This is a genomic window from Ruania suaedae (assembly GCF_021049265.1).
Lineage (GTDB): Bacteria > Actinomycetota > Actinomycetes > Actinomycetales > Beutenbergiaceae > Ruania > Ruania suaedae.
Map to the genome: position 1 here is coordinate 2,009,682 of NZ_CP088018.1, position 16,957 is coordinate 2,026,638.

A 16,957-nucleotide genomic window follows, 5' to 3' on the forward strand; every position below is an offset into this window, starting at 1 on the left:
TGGCCCACGCCTCAGGCTCCGACGAGCCTCGCCGCCAGGTAGGACTCCACCTGGTCGAGGGAGACGCGCTCCTGGCTCATCGTGTCGCGCTCACGGACGGTGACGGCCTGGTCGTCGGCGGTGTCGAAGTCGACGGTGATGCACAGCGGGGTGCCGATCTCGTCGTGGCGACGGTACCGGCGCCCGATCGCACCGGCGTCGTCGAAGTCGATGTTCCAGTGCTTGCGCAGCTGCGCGGCCAGGTCGCGGGCCGTCGGGGAGAGCTGCTCGTTGCGCGAGAGCGGCAGCACCGCGGCCTTGACCGGCGCCAGCCGGTGGTCCAGGCGCAGCACGGTGCGCTTGTCCACCCCGCCCTTGGCGTTGGGCGCTTCGTCCTCGGTGTAGGCCTCCACCAGGAACGCCATCAGCGACCGGGTCAGCCCCGCCGCCGGTTCGATCACGTAGGGCGTGTAGCGCTCGTTCGTGGACGGGTCGAGGTAGCTGAGGTCCTTGCCGGAGTGCTCGCTGTGCGTGGACAGGTCGAAGTCGGTGCGGTTGGCGATCCCCTCGAGCTCACCCCACTCGCTGCCGGTGAAGCCGAAGCGGTACTCGATGTCGACCGTGCGCTTGGAGTAGTGCGAGAGCTTCTCCGCCGGGTGCTCGAAGTGGCGCAGGTTGGCGGGATCCACGCCCAGATCGGTGTACCACTGCGTGCGCGCGTCGATCCAGTACTGGTGCCATTCCTCGTCGCTGCCAGGCTGGACGAAGAACTCCATCTCCATCTGCTCGAACTCACGGGTGCGGAAGATGAAGTTGCCGGGCGTGATCTCATTCCGGAAGGACTTCCCGATCTGCCCGATGCCGAAGGGCACCTTCATCCGCGAGGTGCGCTGGACGTTGTCGAAGTTGACGAAGATGCCCTGCGCGGTCTCCGGGCGGAGGTAGTGCAGGCCGGACTCGTCCTCGGTGACGCCCAGGTAGGTCTTGAGCAGCCCGTTGAACATCTTCGGCTCGGTCCACTGCCCGCGGGTGCCGCAGCTGGCGCAGGCGATCTCGTCCAACCCGCCCTGGGGGGCACGCCCCTTCTTCTCCTCGAACTCCTCCAGCAGGTGGTCCTCGCGGTAGCGCTTGTGGCAGCTCAGGCACTCCACCAGCGGGTCCACGAACGCCTGGATGTGGCCCGAGGCCTGCCACACCTTCGAGGGCAGGATCACCGAGGAGTCCAGGCCGACGATGTCGTCGCGGCTGGAGACCATCGCCCGCCACCACTGGCGCTTGATGTTCTCCTTCAGCTCCACGCCGAGTGGCCCGTAGTCCCAGGCCGACCGCGTCCCGCCGTAGATCTCCCCCGAGGGGAAGACGAAGCCCCGGCGCTTGGCGAGGTTGACGACGGCATCGAGACGGGACGGCTCCTTGGCCACGGTTTCACTCCTGGGTCGGGGGACCTCACGCCGCGAGGGTGCCGGGCGTGACTCCCCGACAGGCTACCGGGCCCGGCCCCGGCCCCGCTGACCCCCGCCGGCCGCGCCGGGTACCGCCACTGTGGCGCTCGCCACGGAGCTTTGACACCCTCCCCTGCACAGAGTGAGAATCGTTTGCATGAATCGGTGCCAGGAGTGAGCACGCCGGTGATCGAGGCCGCCGGTCTCGATGTCGACTACGGCCGCGGCCGGGTGCTGCGCGGCGTCGACCTGCAGGTCGACGCCGGGGAGACGGTGGCGCTGCTGGGCGCCAACGGCTCGGGCAAGTCGACGCTGATGCGGGCGCTGCTCGGGATGGCACCGGTCACCGCGGGCAGCGCGGCACTGTTCGGCGCGCCGCTGCGCCGGGCTGCGGCCGTGCCCTGGCACCGCATCGGCTACGTCCCCCAGCACCGGCCCGCCCCCACCGGGCTGCCGGCCACGGCGCTCGAGGTGGTGCTCACGGGGCTGTTGCAACGCCGTCGGCTGTGGTTGCCGCGCGGGGCGCGCGGGCAGGCGCTGAAGGCGCTGGACGCCGTCGGACTGGCCGACCGGGGTGACCGTGCCATGCACGAGCTCTCCGGCGGACAGCAGCAACGCGTGAGCATCGCCCGCGCCCTGGTGCGCCGGCCCGACCTGCTCGTCCTGGACGAGCCGGTCGCCGGGGTGGACACCCCCACCCAACAGGCCTTCGCGCGCGTCCTGGAGGGCCTGCACGACGGCGGGACGACCGTGGTGGTGGTCCTGCACGAGATCGGTGAGCTGCGGGGACTGCTGCAGCGCGCGGTGGTGCTGCGCCACGGCCGCGTGGTGCACGACGGCGACCTGCCCGAGCCCGCCCCGGCACACGCCGGCCCCGGGCACGAGCACGTCCACCCCGACCACGGCGAGCCACCGGCCGACTCGAGCCTGCAACGGAGCCTGCCGTGATGGACTGGTTCACCCAGATCGCCGACGCCCTCACCAGCCCGCTGCTGCAGCGTGCGCTGATCGCCGCGCTGATCGTCGGCGCCACGGCACCGGTGGTGGGCACCTACCTCGTGCAGCGCCGGCTGTCCCTGCTGGGCGACGGTGTCGGGCACGTGGCCCTGACCGGGGTGGCCATGGGCTGGCTGGTGGGCAGCTGGACCCACGCCCAGCCGAACGACGCCTATGCGGTGATCGGCGCAGTGATCGCCGCCATCATCGGCGCTGTGCTGATCGAGATCGTGTCCGCCCGCGGCCGCACCAGCGGTGACGTGGCGCTGGCCCTGCTCTTCTACGGCGGGATCGCCGGCGGAGTGGTCATCATCAGCCTCGCGGGCGGGACGAACGCCAACCTGATGGCCTACCTGTTCGGCTCCCTCTCGACCGTCTCCACCGGTGACCTGGTGACCACGGCGGTGATGTCGGGGCTGATCCTGCTGGTCGGCATCGGGCTGCGGACCGCCCTCTTCGCCGTCAGCCACGATCAGGAGTTCGCACGCTCCTCCGGGCTGCCGGTGCGGCTGCTGACGATCCTGATCGCCGTGGTCGCGGCCTTGACGGTCACCGCCTCCATGCGCGTGGTCGGACTCCTGCTCGTCAGTGCGCTGATGATCGTGCCGGTGGCGATCGCGCAACAGCTGACGTCCTCCTTCCGGCGGACCATGACCGCCGCGATGGTGATCGGCGCCGTGGTCTGCGTGGGCGGGCTGCTGATCACCTTCACCGAGCCGCTGGCCCCGGGCGCGACGATCGTCGTGCTCGCGGTGACCGTCTACGCTGGGGTGGCCACGATCCGCGCGGTCGTCCGGCCGCGCCGGGAGCGTGGCGTCGATCCGCACCCGGACATGGCGGATGACGTCCACGTCTGACAGGAGGAGCCCGATGCAGCGCATGACACGCCAGCGTGCGGCGGTGAGCGATCTGCTCGCGGGCACCGACGACTTCCGCAGCGCCCAGCAGCTGCACGAGATGCTCCGCGACCGCGGCGAGGGCATCGGCCTGGCCACGGTCTACCGCACCGTGCAGGTGATGGCCGAGAACGGCGACCTCGACGTCCTGCGCAACGGTGACGGCGAGGCGCTCTACCGCCAGTGCGCCTCCCGCGGGCACCACCACCACCTGGTGTGCCGCCGCTGCGGCGCCACGGTCGAGCTCGACGCCGCCAGCGTGGAGCGGTGGGCGGCGACGGTGGGCGCCGAGCACGGGTTCAGCGCCGTCGAGCACACGGCCGAGCTGTTCGGCCTGTGCGCTCAGTGCACCGCCGTCCGGGAGGGCGCGTGAGCGCCTCGCGTCCGCCCCTGCGGCGGTGAGCGCGCGTGCCTGAGTTCCTCACGGGCCTGCCGTTCGTGCTCGTGCTGGCCACGCTCTCGGCCGGCGCCTGGCTGCGCGGCCAGCTGCTGTACTGGATCGGCCGGGTTCCCACCGACCAGGCGCTGCGCCGCACCCGACCCGATCAGGGCTGGCGCCGGCGCGCGCACGACTGGCTGGCCGGGGGTGGCGCCGACGCCGGGATCGTCGCGATCCGGCGCTGGGGGCTGGTGGCCGTGCCGCTGTGCTACGTCACGGTGGGGTTCCAATCCATGGTGCAGGCCGCCGCCGGGATCCTGCGGATCACCTGGTGGAAGTACGCGCTGGCACAGATCCCGGGCGCGCTGGCCTGGGGCACGATCTACTCCACCATCGGGTTCGCGGTGTGGGAGGCGGCGCTGGCCGCCGCGGCCGGCTCGCCGGTGGGGATTGCGGTGATCGCGGTACTGGTGGTGCTGGCCGCCGTCGGGGTGGTGGTGCTGCGCCGTCGTGCGCGTGGCGTGCGCACGTCCCGGGCCGCGGAGCTGAGCGGCGTCGACGGCCGGGACTGAGGCCTCGGCGTCAGCCCCCGGCCGGAGCCTCCGGGGCGTCGATCGCACCGCCGTAGCGGCGGTCACGGCTGGCATAGGTGCGCGCCGCCTCCCACAGGTCCCGCCGGTCGCATGCGGGCCACGGCTTGTCGATGAAGACCATCTCGGCGTAGGCCGACTGCCACAGCAGGAAGTTGGACGTGCGTTGCTCACCCGAGGTACGCATCAGCAGGTCCACGTCGGGCATGTCCGGCTCGTCGAGGAAGCGGGCGATGGTCCGCTCGGTGATCCGGTCCGGGTGCAGCCGCCCGGCCGCGACCTCGTGACCGATCGCGCGCGCCGCATCGGCGATCTCGGCCCGGCCGCCGTAGTTGACGCACATCGTCAGCGTGCAGGTGCTGTTGCCGGCGGTGAGACGTTCGGCCTCCTCCAGCTCGGAGATCACCGAACGCCACAGCCGTGGGCGCCGGCCGGCCCAGCGCACCCGGACGCCCCAGTCGTTCATCTGGTCCCGGCGCCGGCGCAGCACGTCCCGGTTGAAGCCCATCAGGAAGCGCACCTCCGAGGGTGAGCGCTTCCAGTTCTCGGTGGAGAAGGCGTAGGCGCTGATGTGCGTGATGCCCATCTCGATCGCCCCGGCCACGACGTCGAGCAGCACCGCCTCACCGGCGGCGTGCCCCTCGTTGCGGGTCAGGCCACGCGCGTTGGCCCAGCGGCCGTTGCCGTCCATCACGATCGCCACGTGCCGGGGGACGAGCTGGTCCGGAAGCTGCGGCGGGCGGGCTCCGGAGGGGTGCGGGGGCGGCGGCTGGGACGGCCGCATCAGGCGCGCTCCACGTGCCGCAGGGAGCGCAGCTGCCGCTCCAGGTGCCACTGGGTGTAGACGGCGACCAGCCCCGAGGCCTCGCGCCGGTGCTTGTCCTCGCTCGCCTCGGCGCCGGCCCACTCCCCCGCGAGCAGCGCACCGAGCAGCGCGACCGTCTCCGGCGCGGGGGCGGCAGCCCCGGGTGGGCGACAACCGGTGCAGACCGCTCCACCGACGGGCGCCGAGAACGCGCGGTGCGGGCCCGGGGCACTGCAGCGCGCACACTCGTCGAAGGACGGCGCCCAGCCCGCGACGGCGAGCGCGCGCAGCAGGTAGGAGTCCAGCACCAGCGTGGCTGGGTGGCGCCGTTCCGCGAGGGCGCGCAGCGCCCCCGCCAGCAACAGGTACTGCTGGGTGGCCGGCTCGCCAGGGACCTCGGTCAGCCGTTCCGCCGTCTCGGCCATGGCCGTGGCCGTGGTGTACAGCCCGTAGTCGGCCCACAGCGCGCGCCCGTGCGGGGCGAGGGTGTCCACCTGGGTGATGACATCGAGAGTGCGCCCGGCGTAGAGCTGGACGTCGACCACGGCGAACGGCTCGAGCCGGGCCCCGAACTTCGAGGAGGTCCGCCGCACCCCCTTGGCGACGGCGCGCACCTGACCGTGGTTGCGGGTGAGCAGCGTGACGATCCGATCGGCCTCACCCAGCTTGTGGGTGCGCAGCACGATCGCCTCGTCCCGATACAGCTTCACGCTGCCATTGTCCCCCACCAGGGCCCCGACGGCGCACTCCCGCGCCGGGCCGCACACCGCCCGTCATCCAGGCTCTGACCAGCGCCGATGTCGACTCGTCCACAACCCCTCAACCGTGGTTTTTCGTTGCAATACCGGGGAAAGGTCTTGACTCCATCGAACTGGTGTTCTACGCTGGAGGAACGATCAGCGGACGGGCACCGGGGGTGAGCATGAGCGTCATCGACCACACGGCGAGGGCTACCGGCGGCGCCCGGATGGCGAGGACACCCGAGGGGAACGCTCCCCGGGTGGAGGAGCTCGTCGAGACCATCGGTACACAGCTCGACCAGCTGCTCGCCCTCGACCTGCACCAGGTCGACTCCGCCCGGCTGCCCGGGCTCGTCACCCGCCTGGAGGGGGCGCACCGCCGCTTGGAGGCCGTCACCACCTCCGTCATGACCGCCGTCGAGGCCGACGGCGTCTGGGCGGTGCACGGGCACCGCTCGCCGGCGGCCTGGTGGGCCCAGACGACGGGTCGCCGCAAGGCGCCCACGGCCGCCAGACTGCGCACGGCCCAGCGGGTCCTGCGGCACCTGCCCCTGACCGCCGGCGCCGCCGCGGCAGGTGAGATCAGCCCGGACCACGTCAGCCTGCTGGCGCGGGAGACGACGAAGAGCCCGGTCCTGATCGAGCACCTGAGCGATCCCGCCACGGGCGAGGCGTTCCTGGTGCAGCAGGCCAGGCTCCTGCCTCCGGATGCGTTCTCGCGGGTGCTTGCTGCCTGGACCATCCGTGCCGACCCCGAGGGTGCCGACCGGAACTGGCGCGAGGAGAGCGCCGCCGAGCACGTGCACCTGTCCCCCACCCTGGACGGCTACCGGCTGGACGGGTGGCTGACGACCGAGAACGGCCAGGGTCTGGCCTGCGCGCTCGAGGCGATCATCGGCACTCCCGCCGAGGAGGACGAACGATCGCGGTCGCAGCATCGTGCGAACGCCATGGTGGCGATGGCCCGCCACGCGCTCGACTCGGGCGCGTTCCGGCCCCACGCGCGGGTGCGACCCACGCTGCTGGTGCACGTTCCCGCCGAGACGCTCCACCGCCTGGTCCAGACCCCGCCCGCCGTGCCCCACGACGCCGGCACGATCGAGGCGAGGCTCCCCATCGAGGCCCTGCGCGGCGCCGAGCCGGCAACGCTGCAGGACGGCACGCCCATCGGATTCGCCCAGCTGGCCACACTGACGTGCGACGGCGAGTTCACCGGGGTCGTGTTCGGCCCGGAGGGCCAGCCGCTGGACGTCGGGCGCGGCCGGCGGCTGCACACCCCCGCCCAGACCCGCGGGATCTGGGCCCGCGACCGGCACTGCCAGTACCCGGGGTGCGAGGCGCCGCCGGGGTGGGGCGAGATCCACCACAGCCGATGGTGGTCACGCGGTGGCCGCACCGACGTCGAGCACGGGATCCTGCTGTGCTGGTATCACCACGCCTACGTGCACCAACGCGACATCGCCATCACCCGCCACGCCGGCCACTGGCACTTCACCCGCCCGGGCGGGCACGCCGTGATCTCTCCCGGCGTGCCCGACTGCGAGCTCGCGGCGCCCGACTGCGAGTTCGCGCGGGCCGGGCCCTCAGCGTAGGGCGCGGTTGACCGCGGAGACGATGGCCTTGAGCGAGGCCGTGGTGATCGAGGGGTCGATACCGACGCCCCAGATCACCTGGTCGGCCACCTCGCACTCCACGTAGGCGACCGCTGAGGCGTCCCCGCCCTCGGAGAGCGCGTGCTCGGCATAGTCGAGCACCGAGACCTGAACACCGAGCGTGCCCAGCGCTGCCGTGAAGGCCGCGACCGGTCCGTTCCCGCGGGCCTCGACGCTGCGCTCCTGACCACCGTCATCGACGGTGACGGTCAGGACGTCGTCGCTACCGTCACCGGCCGAGGTGATCTGCGTCGAGCGCAGCGTGAACCGGCCCCAGGGCGTCAGGCCGCCGTGCTCACCAGCGGGCAGGTACTCGTCGGAGAAGATCTCCCACAGCCGCTGAGCGCTCATCTCGCCGCCGAAGGAGTCGGTGTGCTTCTGCACGCTCTGCGAGAACTCGATCTGCAGGCGCCGGGGCAGGTCCAGGTTGCGGGTGCTCTGCAGCAGGTAGGCGACCCCGCCCTTACCGGACTGGGAGTTGACGCGGATGACGGCCTCGTAGTTGCGGCCGACGTCCTCGGGGTCCACGGGCAGATACGGCACGTCCCAGGCGATCGCGGTGTCGTCCCCGGCGGCGGCCACCCGCTCGTTGCGGACGGTGAAGCCCTTCTTGATCGCGTCCTGGTGGGAGCCGGAGAAGGCGGTGTAGACCAGGTCACCGCCGTAGGGATGGCGTGGGTGGACGTCCATCTGCGTGCAGTACTCCACCGCCCGGCGGATCCCGTCGATGTCGGAGAAGTCGATGCCCGGGTCCACGCCCTGGCTGTACAGGTTCATCCCCAGCGTGACCAGGTCGACGTTGCCGGTGCGCTCGCCCTGACCGAACAGGCAGCCCTCGATCCGGTCCGCACCGGCCATGACCGCCAGCTCGGCGGCGGCAACGGCAGTGCCCCGGTCGTTGTGCGGGTGCACGGACAGGGCCACGTGCTCGCGGCGGCTCAGGTGGCGGCTCATCCACTCGATCTGGTCGGCGTAGACGTTCGGCGTCGCGCGCTCGACCGTGGCCGGCAGGTTGAGGATGATCTCCCGGCCCTGCTCGGGTGCCCAGACGTCCATCACGGCCTCGCAGACCTCCAGCGCGAAGTCCAGCTCGGTGTCGATGAAGATCTCCGGGGAGTACTCATAGCCCAGCTCGGTGTCCGGCCCGAGGATCTTCTCGCCGTAGTCGATCACATGCTGCGTGCCGGCGGTGGCCAGCTCCTTGGTGGCGGCGCGGTCGTTGCGGAAGACGATCTCGCGGAAGACCGGGGCGGTCGCGTTGTACATGTGGACCGTGGCCCGGTGCGCGCCCTCGAGGGACTGCACGGTGCGCTCGATCAACTCGCGCCGCGCCTGCGTCAGCACCGAGATGGTGACGTCCTCGGGGATCGCCTCGTCGGTGATGATGCTGCGGACGAAGTCGAAGTCGGTCTGCGAGGCGGACGGGAACCCGACCTCGATCTCCTTGTAGCCCATCGCCACCAGCAGGTCGAACATGCGGCGCTTGCGGGCGGCGTCCATCGGCTCGATCAACGCCTGGTTCCCGTCGCGCAGGTCGGTCGAGAGCCACCGGGGCGGAGCCGTGATCGTCCTGGTCGGCCAGGTCCGGTCCGGCAGCTCGACACCGACGAAGGGCTGGTACTTGCCCACCGGCATGCCGTGAGTGGTGCGCTGTGTCATCGAAAGATCATCCTCATCGCTGTGATTGATGGTGCTGTGGTTCGGGTGAGGCCGGGCACCACTGCACTCCGCGACGAGGATCCGGCCTAGTGGGCCTCGGCGCGGCAGCGAAGGAGGAGGCTGACGTCGATGCGCATGATCGGCACCGTACCACGCACCTCACCCGTCGCTGGTCTGGGTGCGGGCGCTGGGCGAACGGTCCTCGCGCGCATGCAGCACCGAGGATCCGATCCGCACGGACTCACCCGGCGCCACCGGCGTCTCCTCCCACGGGACCAGGGCGCGCTCGTCCCCGGCCGCGGACAGGAGCGTGGTGCCATTGGTCGAGGACCGGTCGATCACCCAGGCCCGCGGGCCCACGATCCTGATGCCGAGGTGCGTCTTGGAGACGGCCCCGTCGTCCAGCGTGACCAGGGCGGCGACGTCCTCCTGGGCGCGGGCGGCGGGCGAGCGCCCCACGAGGCTCAGTCCCTCGCTGCCCACCACCCGGCCGTCATCGGTGTGGAAGCGGATCCGGCCGGGCGTGCCCCGCGCGCCGGCCAGGCGGGTGTCCTCGTTGTCGAGCTCCTCCGGTGGCGGCGCCACGTCCAGCGGCGGGGCAGCGCCCGGACGTGCCGTGGTCTCCCAGGGCGCCCCGGCCGGTGCCGCCGGCTCACCGGCCATCGGCGCACCGGGCAGTGGCCCTGACGCGACGGGGGCCGCCTGCTCCGACGCCGGGTGGGAGTGCTCATCGGGGTGCTCGGTCCAGGTCCGGGTGTGCGGGTCGGGTTCGCCCGCCGCCGGCGGCGCCCACTGCCCGGCACTCGGCCCGCCGGGCGCCGTCCCGCGCTGCGGCGGGCCCAGCACGGTGGCCTCGTGGGCAGCGTCGGCTGGATCCATGGGGTCCGTGAGGCCGGCTGGTGTCCGAGGCTGTTCCGGCGCCGGCCGGCCGTGCGGCTCCGGCGGGGCCGGGACGGCCTCGTCGGGCGGCGGTGCCACTGGCCCGTCCCACGAGGCCCGTTCGCTGGGCGAGGCGCCGGGCTGCGCGTACGGGCTCCGGCCCGCGGCCGGAGCGCCGGCATGTGCGACGTCGGGCGGCCTCGGGGGCACGCCGGGGACCCCGGCCGGACCCAGCCCACCCTGTCCGCCCAGCCCACCCTGTCCGCTCTGGCCGGTCTGACCGCTCTGCCCGGTGGCGCCGGCCTGCGCCGGCGCCCCGGACCCCTCGGCGCGCACGGCGCGGCCCGCCAGCACGCCACCGAGCAGCACCAGCACCGTGGCCAGCGCACCGACCACCAGTAGGCCCCCGCGCGCGAGGGTCGCATCGCCCGCGGCGCCCGCTCCCCCGTCGCTGAGCAGCGGGACGTCCTCGATCACCTCGAGCACCACCAGCACCGCACCGGCGGTCACCGCGAGGGCCAGCACGAACCGGACCACGAAGGCGGCTGTCCAGACCTGGGCCACGCCCGGTCCGCCGTCCTGGGGGCGCAACCTCGACCAGGCCCGGATCGCCGAGACCAGGGCCCAGCCCGTGAGGGCGACGTAGGCGCACCCCACCAGCCCCGCCAGGGCGAGTACCCCGCCACCGGCCGTCATGGCCAGGCCGGCTGCGCCGTCGGCCGTCCCGCCCCGGCCGGCCAGCAGCAGACCCGCCGCCGTGACGACCACGGCGAGCACCCCCACCAGCGTCCGGCGCCAGCCGCCGTAGCTGCGGGTGAGACGGCCCAGTGCCTCGGACCGGGTCCGCCGCAGCGTCCAGGTATCGGGCCAGCGCGGACGGTCGGCCGGTGGGTCCATGAACCCGGCGGCGTCGGCGTTCAGCGGGAAGAGCCCAGGCACCGTTGGCCTCCTAGGGATGCAGTTCGTGGGTGGCGCGTGCGGCGAGCCGGTCAGCCGTGGACCACAGCCCGGCCGAGGGCGTGGAGATGAAGAACACGCGTTCGCCGTCGGCCAGGGTGTTCCACCCGTCCCGCATCACCTCCGGATCGTAGCGGCGCAGCGCCTCGTCCAGGTCGAGATAGCCGTAGCCGACCGACTCGACCTCCTCCTGCGTGAGGCCGCCGGGGGCGTAGGTGATCCTGAAGCGCCCCTCCGCGCTGCCGTGCACGAGGTGGGCGGTCGCGTGCGGGATCTCCTGCATATCGGCCTCGGTGGCGTACTTCTCCAGCACCTCGGCCTTGCTGAGATAGCCGTACTTGCGGATGAGCGCATCCACCTCCGGCTGCTCGCCGAAACGCGTCACACCGGGGGCGATGATCAGCAGCTCGCCGCCGTCGGCCATCGCCATCCGGGTGCGGTAGACCGCCTTGTTCGCCACCCAGGTGGCGTGGAACTCGTCCGCCTGCATGACGGCGACCACCTTGTGGATCGGCTCGTCGAAGGTGGTGATGTTCTGGGCCGTGCTGGCGCGGGCGGCGGCGTAGTAGGTCTCGAGGTCGTCACCGACGAAGACACCCGTGTGCACGAGGTGGCCGGCGTCGTCGTAGTCCATGACCACCTGCAGGTACACGTCCGGCAGATGCCCGAGGAACTCCTCCTCCGCCCAGTTGAAGCACGCCCGCACCGGCGTGAGCAGGTTCCCGAGGTTGTTCTCGATCCCGTACACCGCCGAGGCCATGTGCGCGGCCCCGAGGGTCCGCTTGCCGCCGAGGCCGATGAAGTAGTTCTTGTTGTGGTTGGCGAAGCCGAGCACCTCGTGCGGGACGACGTGGCCGATGTGGATGATCAGGTCCCACTCCTCGGTCACCGTCATGGTGTTGAGGTCGATCGGCATCTCCCAGTCCACGACGCCGCCGGTCTTCTCGGCGACCACCTCGGCCGGGACGGTGCCCACGTGCGTGACCCCGCCCTTCCAGTCGTGGGCGTGGATGCGCTCGTGCGGGATGGACCCGAACATCCACCGGTTCACCTCCTCGGTGTGCGGCACGTGCTGGCCGAGGGTGGGGATCACGTGCACCTCCACGCCCTGGGCATCCAGGCCGCGGTAGAGGTGCTCGGTCATCCAGCCCACGCCGGCGTGGGCACGGGTGATGTCCGGCGGGAGCAGCAGTACCCGCCGGTACGTGCCGATCCCGAGCCGCTGTGCCGCCTCGGTCACGAGCCGGTCGCACAGCCGCTCGATCGTGGGCCGGTCGATCGAGGAGTCCTCATGCTGGAACCACACCATGGGCCACAGGCTAGCCCGTGAACACCGGCGGGCCGGCGGCGATGCCGTCTGTTGCCGTGGCGTGATGTGCTGCGCTGTGCGGGCTCCCGGGTGCCGGCTATCCCCGACGGCGCAGTGACCGGGCCGAGAAGGCCGACCGCAGGCGTGCCTTCCACCCCGCGCCGCGACGCACCCGCTGGACGGTGTGGGTGACCTGGCCCCAGTAGTGCTGGACGTGCTCCTCCGGCGGGTCGACCGGCGCGAAGACCGCCTCGTCGGCGCGGTCGGCGAGCAGCAGCACACCGGACTCCGGGAACTGCCCGGACAGCGCCTGCGCGGACTCGCGCCTCGTGCGGCCGGGGGCCTGCACGACACCCAGGTCGAGCACCCGGTCCTGCAGCTCGTCCCAGCCGCCGGCGACCCGCTGGTGCGGGGTGCCCTTGCGCCGGCGCCGACGGCGGCGCAACCCCTTCAGGGCGGCGAGCAGCAGCAACGGGATGCCGAGCAGCAGGACCGGCACGGTGGAGGCGCCGACCACCCAGACCCACGGGTTGGGCACGCTCGACTTGGTGATGCCCTCGGAGTCGACGTCGGCGTCGTCGCGGTCCTGCGGGGGAACGTCGGGGCGGTCCTGCGGCGGCGGAGGCGGCTGCAGCACCTGTGGTTGCGGCTTGTCGACCGGGTCGGGCTCCTCCACCTGCGGGATCTGGTCCTCGGGGGGTGTGGGGTAGAAGGGAAGCCAGCCCACGCCGTCGAAGGGCACCTCCACCCAGGCGATCACGTCGTCGCCGGTGAGGGTCACGGTGCCCGCCTCCTCGACGTCGAAGCCGACCACCACCCGCGCCGGGTAGCCGAGCGAGCGCACCATCAGCGCCATCGCGGCGGCGTACTGCTCCTCGTCGCCGACGAGCTCCTCCGCCTCGAGCATCTGCGCCAGGCGGGCTGCCCCGTGGCCGGGCCGTGAGGGCACCTCACCCTCCAGCCCGTGCGAGAAGAATCCGCCGTTGCGCAGCGCCGCGGCCACGGCCTCCACCTGGGCATAGGGCGAGTCCGCGCCGTCGGAGTAGCGCCCGGCGAGGCTGCCGATGAGGTCGGGGACCCCGCGCGGCTCGGGCAGCTGCATCGGGGTGATGCGCAGCTCGGTGACCTCGGCCGGCTCCTGCTGGGCCGCCGGGTCGGCGACCACCTCGAAGGTGTCGCCCGCGCCGAGGCCCGCGGCGACCAGGCCGGTGTCGGTGGCGGTGTTGTAGTAGAAGCTGTCGGTGAGGTCCTCGCTTCCGGCGCCGGTGAAGGAGACGTCGGCGCTCCCGCCGGCATTGAGGACCCACACGTCCTGGTACTCGCCGACGCCGACGTCCAGCGTGTAGGCCTCGGGCGGGATCTCCACCTCGATCCGGTCCCCGATGCGGCGGAAGACCCCCGTGCCCGGGGTCGCGGCCCCGGTGACGTTCCAGACCGTGCCGTCGTAGGTGTCGAGCGCGGCCAGCCGCAGCTGTGCGCCGCCCTCGGGCAGCCCGGTGACGGTGAACAGCTCCTCCGAGCTCAGGTCATCGGCGTAGGTGCGAAAGCCCGCCAGCGGGCTGGGCAGGTCCTGCGGGTCCGGCGGCGGCTCGACGTAGTCGCGCAGCACCACCCGCGGGTTGTCCGGCACGGCGGCCAGCGAGGCGCCGGTGCCACCGAGCGCCGCGACGGCCAGGACGATCACGATCGCCAGCACCCGGTGCAGCTCGAGGCGCCCCGAGCGCCACGCCAGCCACGTCAGCGCCCCGACGGCGGCCACGACGCCGATCACGCCGGCGAGGACGGGCACGTGCGTACCGAACAGGATGGCGGCCGCCAGCACCAGGGCCGGCACGAGCAGGGTCAGCCATGGCCACCGCACCCGCAGCGAGAGGGTGACCGCGATCAGCGAACCGAGGAAGGCCAGCAGATACGGCAGCAGCAGCACCGCCCCGTAGCTGCCCAGCGGCGGGGTGACGGTCAGCACCTGCTTCCAGACGGTCACGATGCCCACGCCCATCAGCTGCCAGGTGGTGGGGGTGGGCAGGAAGCCGAGCAGCGCCGACCCGGGCGCGGCGAGTGCGCCGCAGGCGAAGAAGACCACGACGGCGACCGAGGTCACCGTCAGGATGCCGTGCCGGAAGATGGCACCGGCCACCGCCACCGCGGTGCCGAGCAGCAGGCCGGCGACGGCCGTCACCCAGAAGCCGGAGGTGAGGTAGACCGCGTCCAGCGGCAGCAGCGCCAGCAGGATCAGCACCACCGGGACGGCGATGTTCACCGCGCGCGAGGGGCTGGGCCAGGCGCGCAGCCGGCGGGAGATGCTGCCCGGGGCGGCGGTGCGTTGCTGCGGGCGGGCCGGCGTAGCAGTGCGCCGGCTGCGGCGGCCCTCGCTCGGGGCGCTCATCCGCGCAACCTCCGGAAGCCGCGCGGCAGGTCCTCCAGCTGCCCGAGCTCGAGCACCGTGACCGCGCCGAGCCGGTGCGCGGAGATCTCCGCGCCGGTCCGGCACTGCACTGCCAGCGCCCGCACGCCCACGGGAAGCACCGAGCCCGCGGCCCGGATCTGGTCCGGGCTCACCGCCGACCCGCACACCAGTACCGCCACCGTGGCGCCGGCGACCTCGCGGGTGACCAGGCGCCCCAGGTCCGACAGGCGCCCGGGCCGGCGGACCGTCTCCACCCGGGTGAGGGTGTCGAGCAGATCGCGTGCGCTGGTGTGGCCGATCGCGCCGAGCTGGGTCATCGAGCTGAGCTCGGACTCCGACCGGATGGTGTGCAGACCCAGGGACCCGACGACGCTCACCGCGAGCTCGAACTCGTCGGCGTCGGCGTAGTCGTGGCTGTGCACCGACAGCGCCGTGACCAGGTGGGTGCGCCGGGACTCCTCGAACTGGCGCACCATGAGCGTGCCGACCCGCGCCGAGGAGCGCCAGTGCACGTAGCGGCGGTCGTCCCCGGGCACGTACTCGCGCAGGGCGTGGAACTGCAGGTCCGAGCTGGTGATCTCGCGGGAGGCGTGGCCGTCCAGGTCGTGCAGCGCACCGGCCGACGCCGGGCCGAGCGGCACCGTCCGCGGGTGTACGTACAGCTCCTCCGGCTCGGTCCACTGGACCGAGCGCTTGATCAGGCCGAACGGGTCCCCGCGTACCGAGCGCACGGGGCCCACCACCAGCACCGCCCGCCGCTCGGTGGGGATGGCGAAGAGCTCGTCGTGCTCGCCCCCGGCCCGGAGCGCGGGCAGCGCGAAGCGGGCCAGGTTCGGTCCGACGGGTAGTTCCAGGCGGGCTGGCATGACGGGCGAGGACCCGGTGTTGCGCACCTCGATCCCGCCCATGGCGCGCTGCCCGGCGACCACGCGCCCCTCCCGGAGCCGCAGCGTGATGGCGTAGGGGTGGCGCCCGATCGCGAACACGGCGCACCCGAGGAAGGTGGCCACGAGGGCGGCGCCGAGCACCACCAGCTCCAGCCAGCCGAGCACCGCTCCCCCGGCCCAGGTCGCGGCGCCGAGCAGCAGGCAGATCCAGGCGGGGAGGGTGACCCAGGTGAGGATCGAGCTGGTGCGCCGCATGGAGCCCCGCAGGCTCTCCACCGCGCGGGTGATCGACCGGGTGCTCCAGCCGCGCCGGGCGCTCGGGGCCGCAGGACGGCTCCGGTCCGTGGCGGGCGAGGTCATGACGCTCCGGCTGCCCCTCGCTGGGTGGGCGGGGAGATCTCGGACACGATCCTGGCCACGATGGCGCCCGGGTCGGCACCTTCGAACTCGGCCTCGGCGTCGAGGATGATGCGGTGGGCGAGCACCGGCTCGGCGAGGGTCTTGATGTCATCGGGGATGACGTAGTGCCGCCCGTGAGCGGCCGCCCACACCTTGGAGCAGCGCACCAGGGCCAGGCCGCCGCGTACCGACGAGCCCAGGGCCACCTCCGGCGCATGCCGGGTGGCCTCGACCACGGCGGTCACGTAGGCCAGGATCGCCGGGTCCACGTGCACGGCAGAGGCCAGGTTCGCCATCTCGGTCACCGCCGCTGCCGCGATCACCGGGCTCAGGGCGCTCGCCCGGTCCCGGACGGCGGAGCCCGCGAGGATGCGGATCGTCGCGTCGGTGTCGGGGTAGCCGAGGGAGGTGCGCATGAGGAACCGGTCGAGCTGGGCCTCGGGGAGCTTGTACGTGCCGGCCTGCTCGACCGGGTTCTGGGTGGCGATCACCACGAACGGCTGCGGCACGCTGTGCGGCTCACCGTCCACGGTGACGCGCCCCTCCTCCATGACCTCCAGCAGGGCGGACTGGGTCTTCGGCGAGGCGCGGTTGATCTCGTCGGCGAGGACCACCGAGGCGAAGATCGGGCCCTGGTGGAAGGCGAACTGCTTGGTGTTCTGGTCGTAGATCGTCACGCCGGTGACGTCGGAGGGCAGCAGGTCCGGGGTGAACTGGATCCGGCTGTGGCTCGCCTGCACGGTGGCGGCGAGGGCCCGGGCCAGGGAGGTCTTCCCGGTGCCCGGGTAGTCCTCCAGCAGCATGTGCCCCCCGGAGAGGAGGCACGTGAACGTCAGCCGCACCACATGGGACTTGCCCAGCACGGCGGCCGAGACGTTGGCGACCAGGCGCTCGAACGTGTCCGAGAACCAGGCGGCCTGGTCGGCCGTCATGGGGCTGGCGGTGGCTGTGGCGGTCATTGTTGCCTTTCGAACGTGAGAG

Annotated in this window: 14 protein-coding genes; 5 read left to right on the forward strand and 9 right to left on the reverse strand. The window is 72.6% G+C overall.

The features are described 5' to 3' along the window. Positions 1-11: 11 nt before the first annotated feature. Positions 12-1,400 carry a glycine--tRNA ligase gene (locus LQF12_RS09330; protein ID WP_231052665.1) on the reverse strand — a complete coding sequence of 463 codons (1,389 nt, stop codon included), beginning with the start codon at positions 1,398-1,400 and terminating at the stop codon, positions 12-14. Between the two features lie 186 nt (positions 1,401-1,586). Here LQF12_RS09330 and LQF12_RS09335 point away from each other — a divergent pair, with 186 nt between their 5' ends. The 4 genes from LQF12_RS09335 to LQF12_RS09350 are packed head-to-tail and all read left to right on the forward strand — an operon-like array spanning position 1,587 to position 4,264. Next, positions 1,587-2,369, forward strand: a complete 783-nt coding sequence (locus tag LQF12_RS09335; protein ID WP_435531178.1) for a metal ABC transporter ATP-binding protein — start codon at positions 1,587-1,589, stop codon at positions 2,367-2,369. Next, positions 2,369-3,274 carry a metal ABC transporter permease gene (locus tag LQF12_RS09340; protein ID WP_231052666.1) on the forward strand — a complete coding sequence of 302 codons (906 nt, stop codon included), beginning with the start codon at positions 2,369-2,371 and terminating at the stop codon, positions 3,272-3,274. The genes LQF12_RS09335 and LQF12_RS09340 overlap by 1 nt, the downstream gene beginning before the upstream one ends. A 13-nt stretch (positions 3,275-3,287) precedes the next feature. Next, entirely contained in the window at positions 3,288-3,686 is a 399-nt protein-coding gene (locus tag LQF12_RS09345; RefSeq protein WP_231052667.1) for a Fur family transcriptional regulator, read from the forward strand. Positions 3,687-3,721: 35 nt separating this feature from the next. After that, on the forward strand, positions 3,722-4,264 hold the full coding sequence (locus tag LQF12_RS09350) for a DedA family protein (RefSeq protein ID WP_231052668.1): 543 nt from the start codon (positions 3,722-3,724) through the stop codon (positions 4,262-4,264). Between the two features lie 10 nt (positions 4,265-4,274). Here the strand turns inward: LQF12_RS09350 and LQF12_RS09355 are convergent, their stop codons facing one another. Both LQF12_RS09355 and recO read right to left on the reverse strand, forming a co-directional pair. After that, positions 4,275-5,066 (reverse strand): isoprenyl transferase, encoded by a 792-nt coding sequence (locus LQF12_RS09355; RefSeq protein WP_231052669.1) that lies wholly within the window; start codon positions 5,064-5,066, stop codon positions 4,275-4,277. Further along, positions 5,066-5,797 (reverse strand): DNA repair protein RecO, encoded by a 732-nt coding sequence (gene recO, locus LQF12_RS09360; RefSeq protein ID WP_231052670.1) that lies wholly within the window; start codon positions 5,795-5,797, stop codon positions 5,066-5,068. Before recO ends, LQF12_RS09355 begins: the two co-directional genes overlap by 1 nt. Before the next feature lie 212 nt (positions 5,798-6,009). Between recO and LQF12_RS09365 the strand changes: the two genes are divergently transcribed. After that, entirely contained in the window at positions 6,010-7,419 is a 1,410-nt protein-coding gene (locus tag LQF12_RS09365) for an HNH endonuclease signature motif containing protein (RefSeq protein WP_231052671.1), read from the forward strand. Here LQF12_RS09365 and leuA read toward each other — a convergent pair. From leuA to LQF12_RS09395, 6 genes are all read right to left on the reverse strand, one after another. Beyond that, positions 7,411-9,138: a 2-isopropylmalate synthase gene (leuA, locus tag LQF12_RS09370; protein ID WP_231052672.1), complete on the reverse strand. Its 1,728-nt coding sequence runs from the start codon at positions 9,136-9,138 to the stop codon at positions 7,411-7,413. The genes LQF12_RS09365 and leuA overlap by 9 nt on opposite strands. A 159-nt stretch (positions 9,139-9,297) precedes the next feature. Further along, a complete protein-coding gene (locus tag LQF12_RS09375) occupies positions 9,298-10,956 on the reverse strand; it encodes an FHA domain-containing protein (protein ID WP_231052673.1) in 1,659 nt (552 codons plus the stop codon). A 10-nt stretch (positions 10,957-10,966) separates the two neighbouring features. Continuing rightward, positions 10,967-12,283, reverse strand: coding sequence for a nickel-dependent putative hexonate epimerase (locus LQF12_RS09380; protein ID WP_231052674.1), 1,317 nt, complete (start codon positions 12,281-12,283; stop codon positions 10,967-10,969). A 97-nt stretch (positions 12,284-12,380) separates the two neighbouring features. Then, positions 12,381-14,669, reverse strand: a complete 2,289-nt coding sequence (locus LQF12_RS09385) for a transglutaminase domain-containing protein (protein WP_231052675.1) — start codon at positions 14,667-14,669, stop codon at positions 12,381-12,383. Then, positions 14,666-15,937, reverse strand: a complete 1,272-nt coding sequence (locus LQF12_RS09390) for a DUF58 domain-containing protein (RefSeq protein WP_231052676.1) — start codon at positions 15,935-15,937, stop codon at positions 14,666-14,668. The genes LQF12_RS09385 and LQF12_RS09390 overlap by 4 nt, the downstream gene beginning before the upstream one ends. Beyond that, positions 15,934-16,935, reverse strand: coding sequence for an AAA family ATPase (locus LQF12_RS09395; RefSeq protein ID WP_231052677.1), 1,002 nt, complete (start codon positions 16,933-16,935; stop codon positions 15,934-15,936). Before LQF12_RS09395 ends, LQF12_RS09390 begins: the two co-directional genes overlap by 4 nt. Positions 16,936-16,957 lie beyond the last annotated feature (22 nt).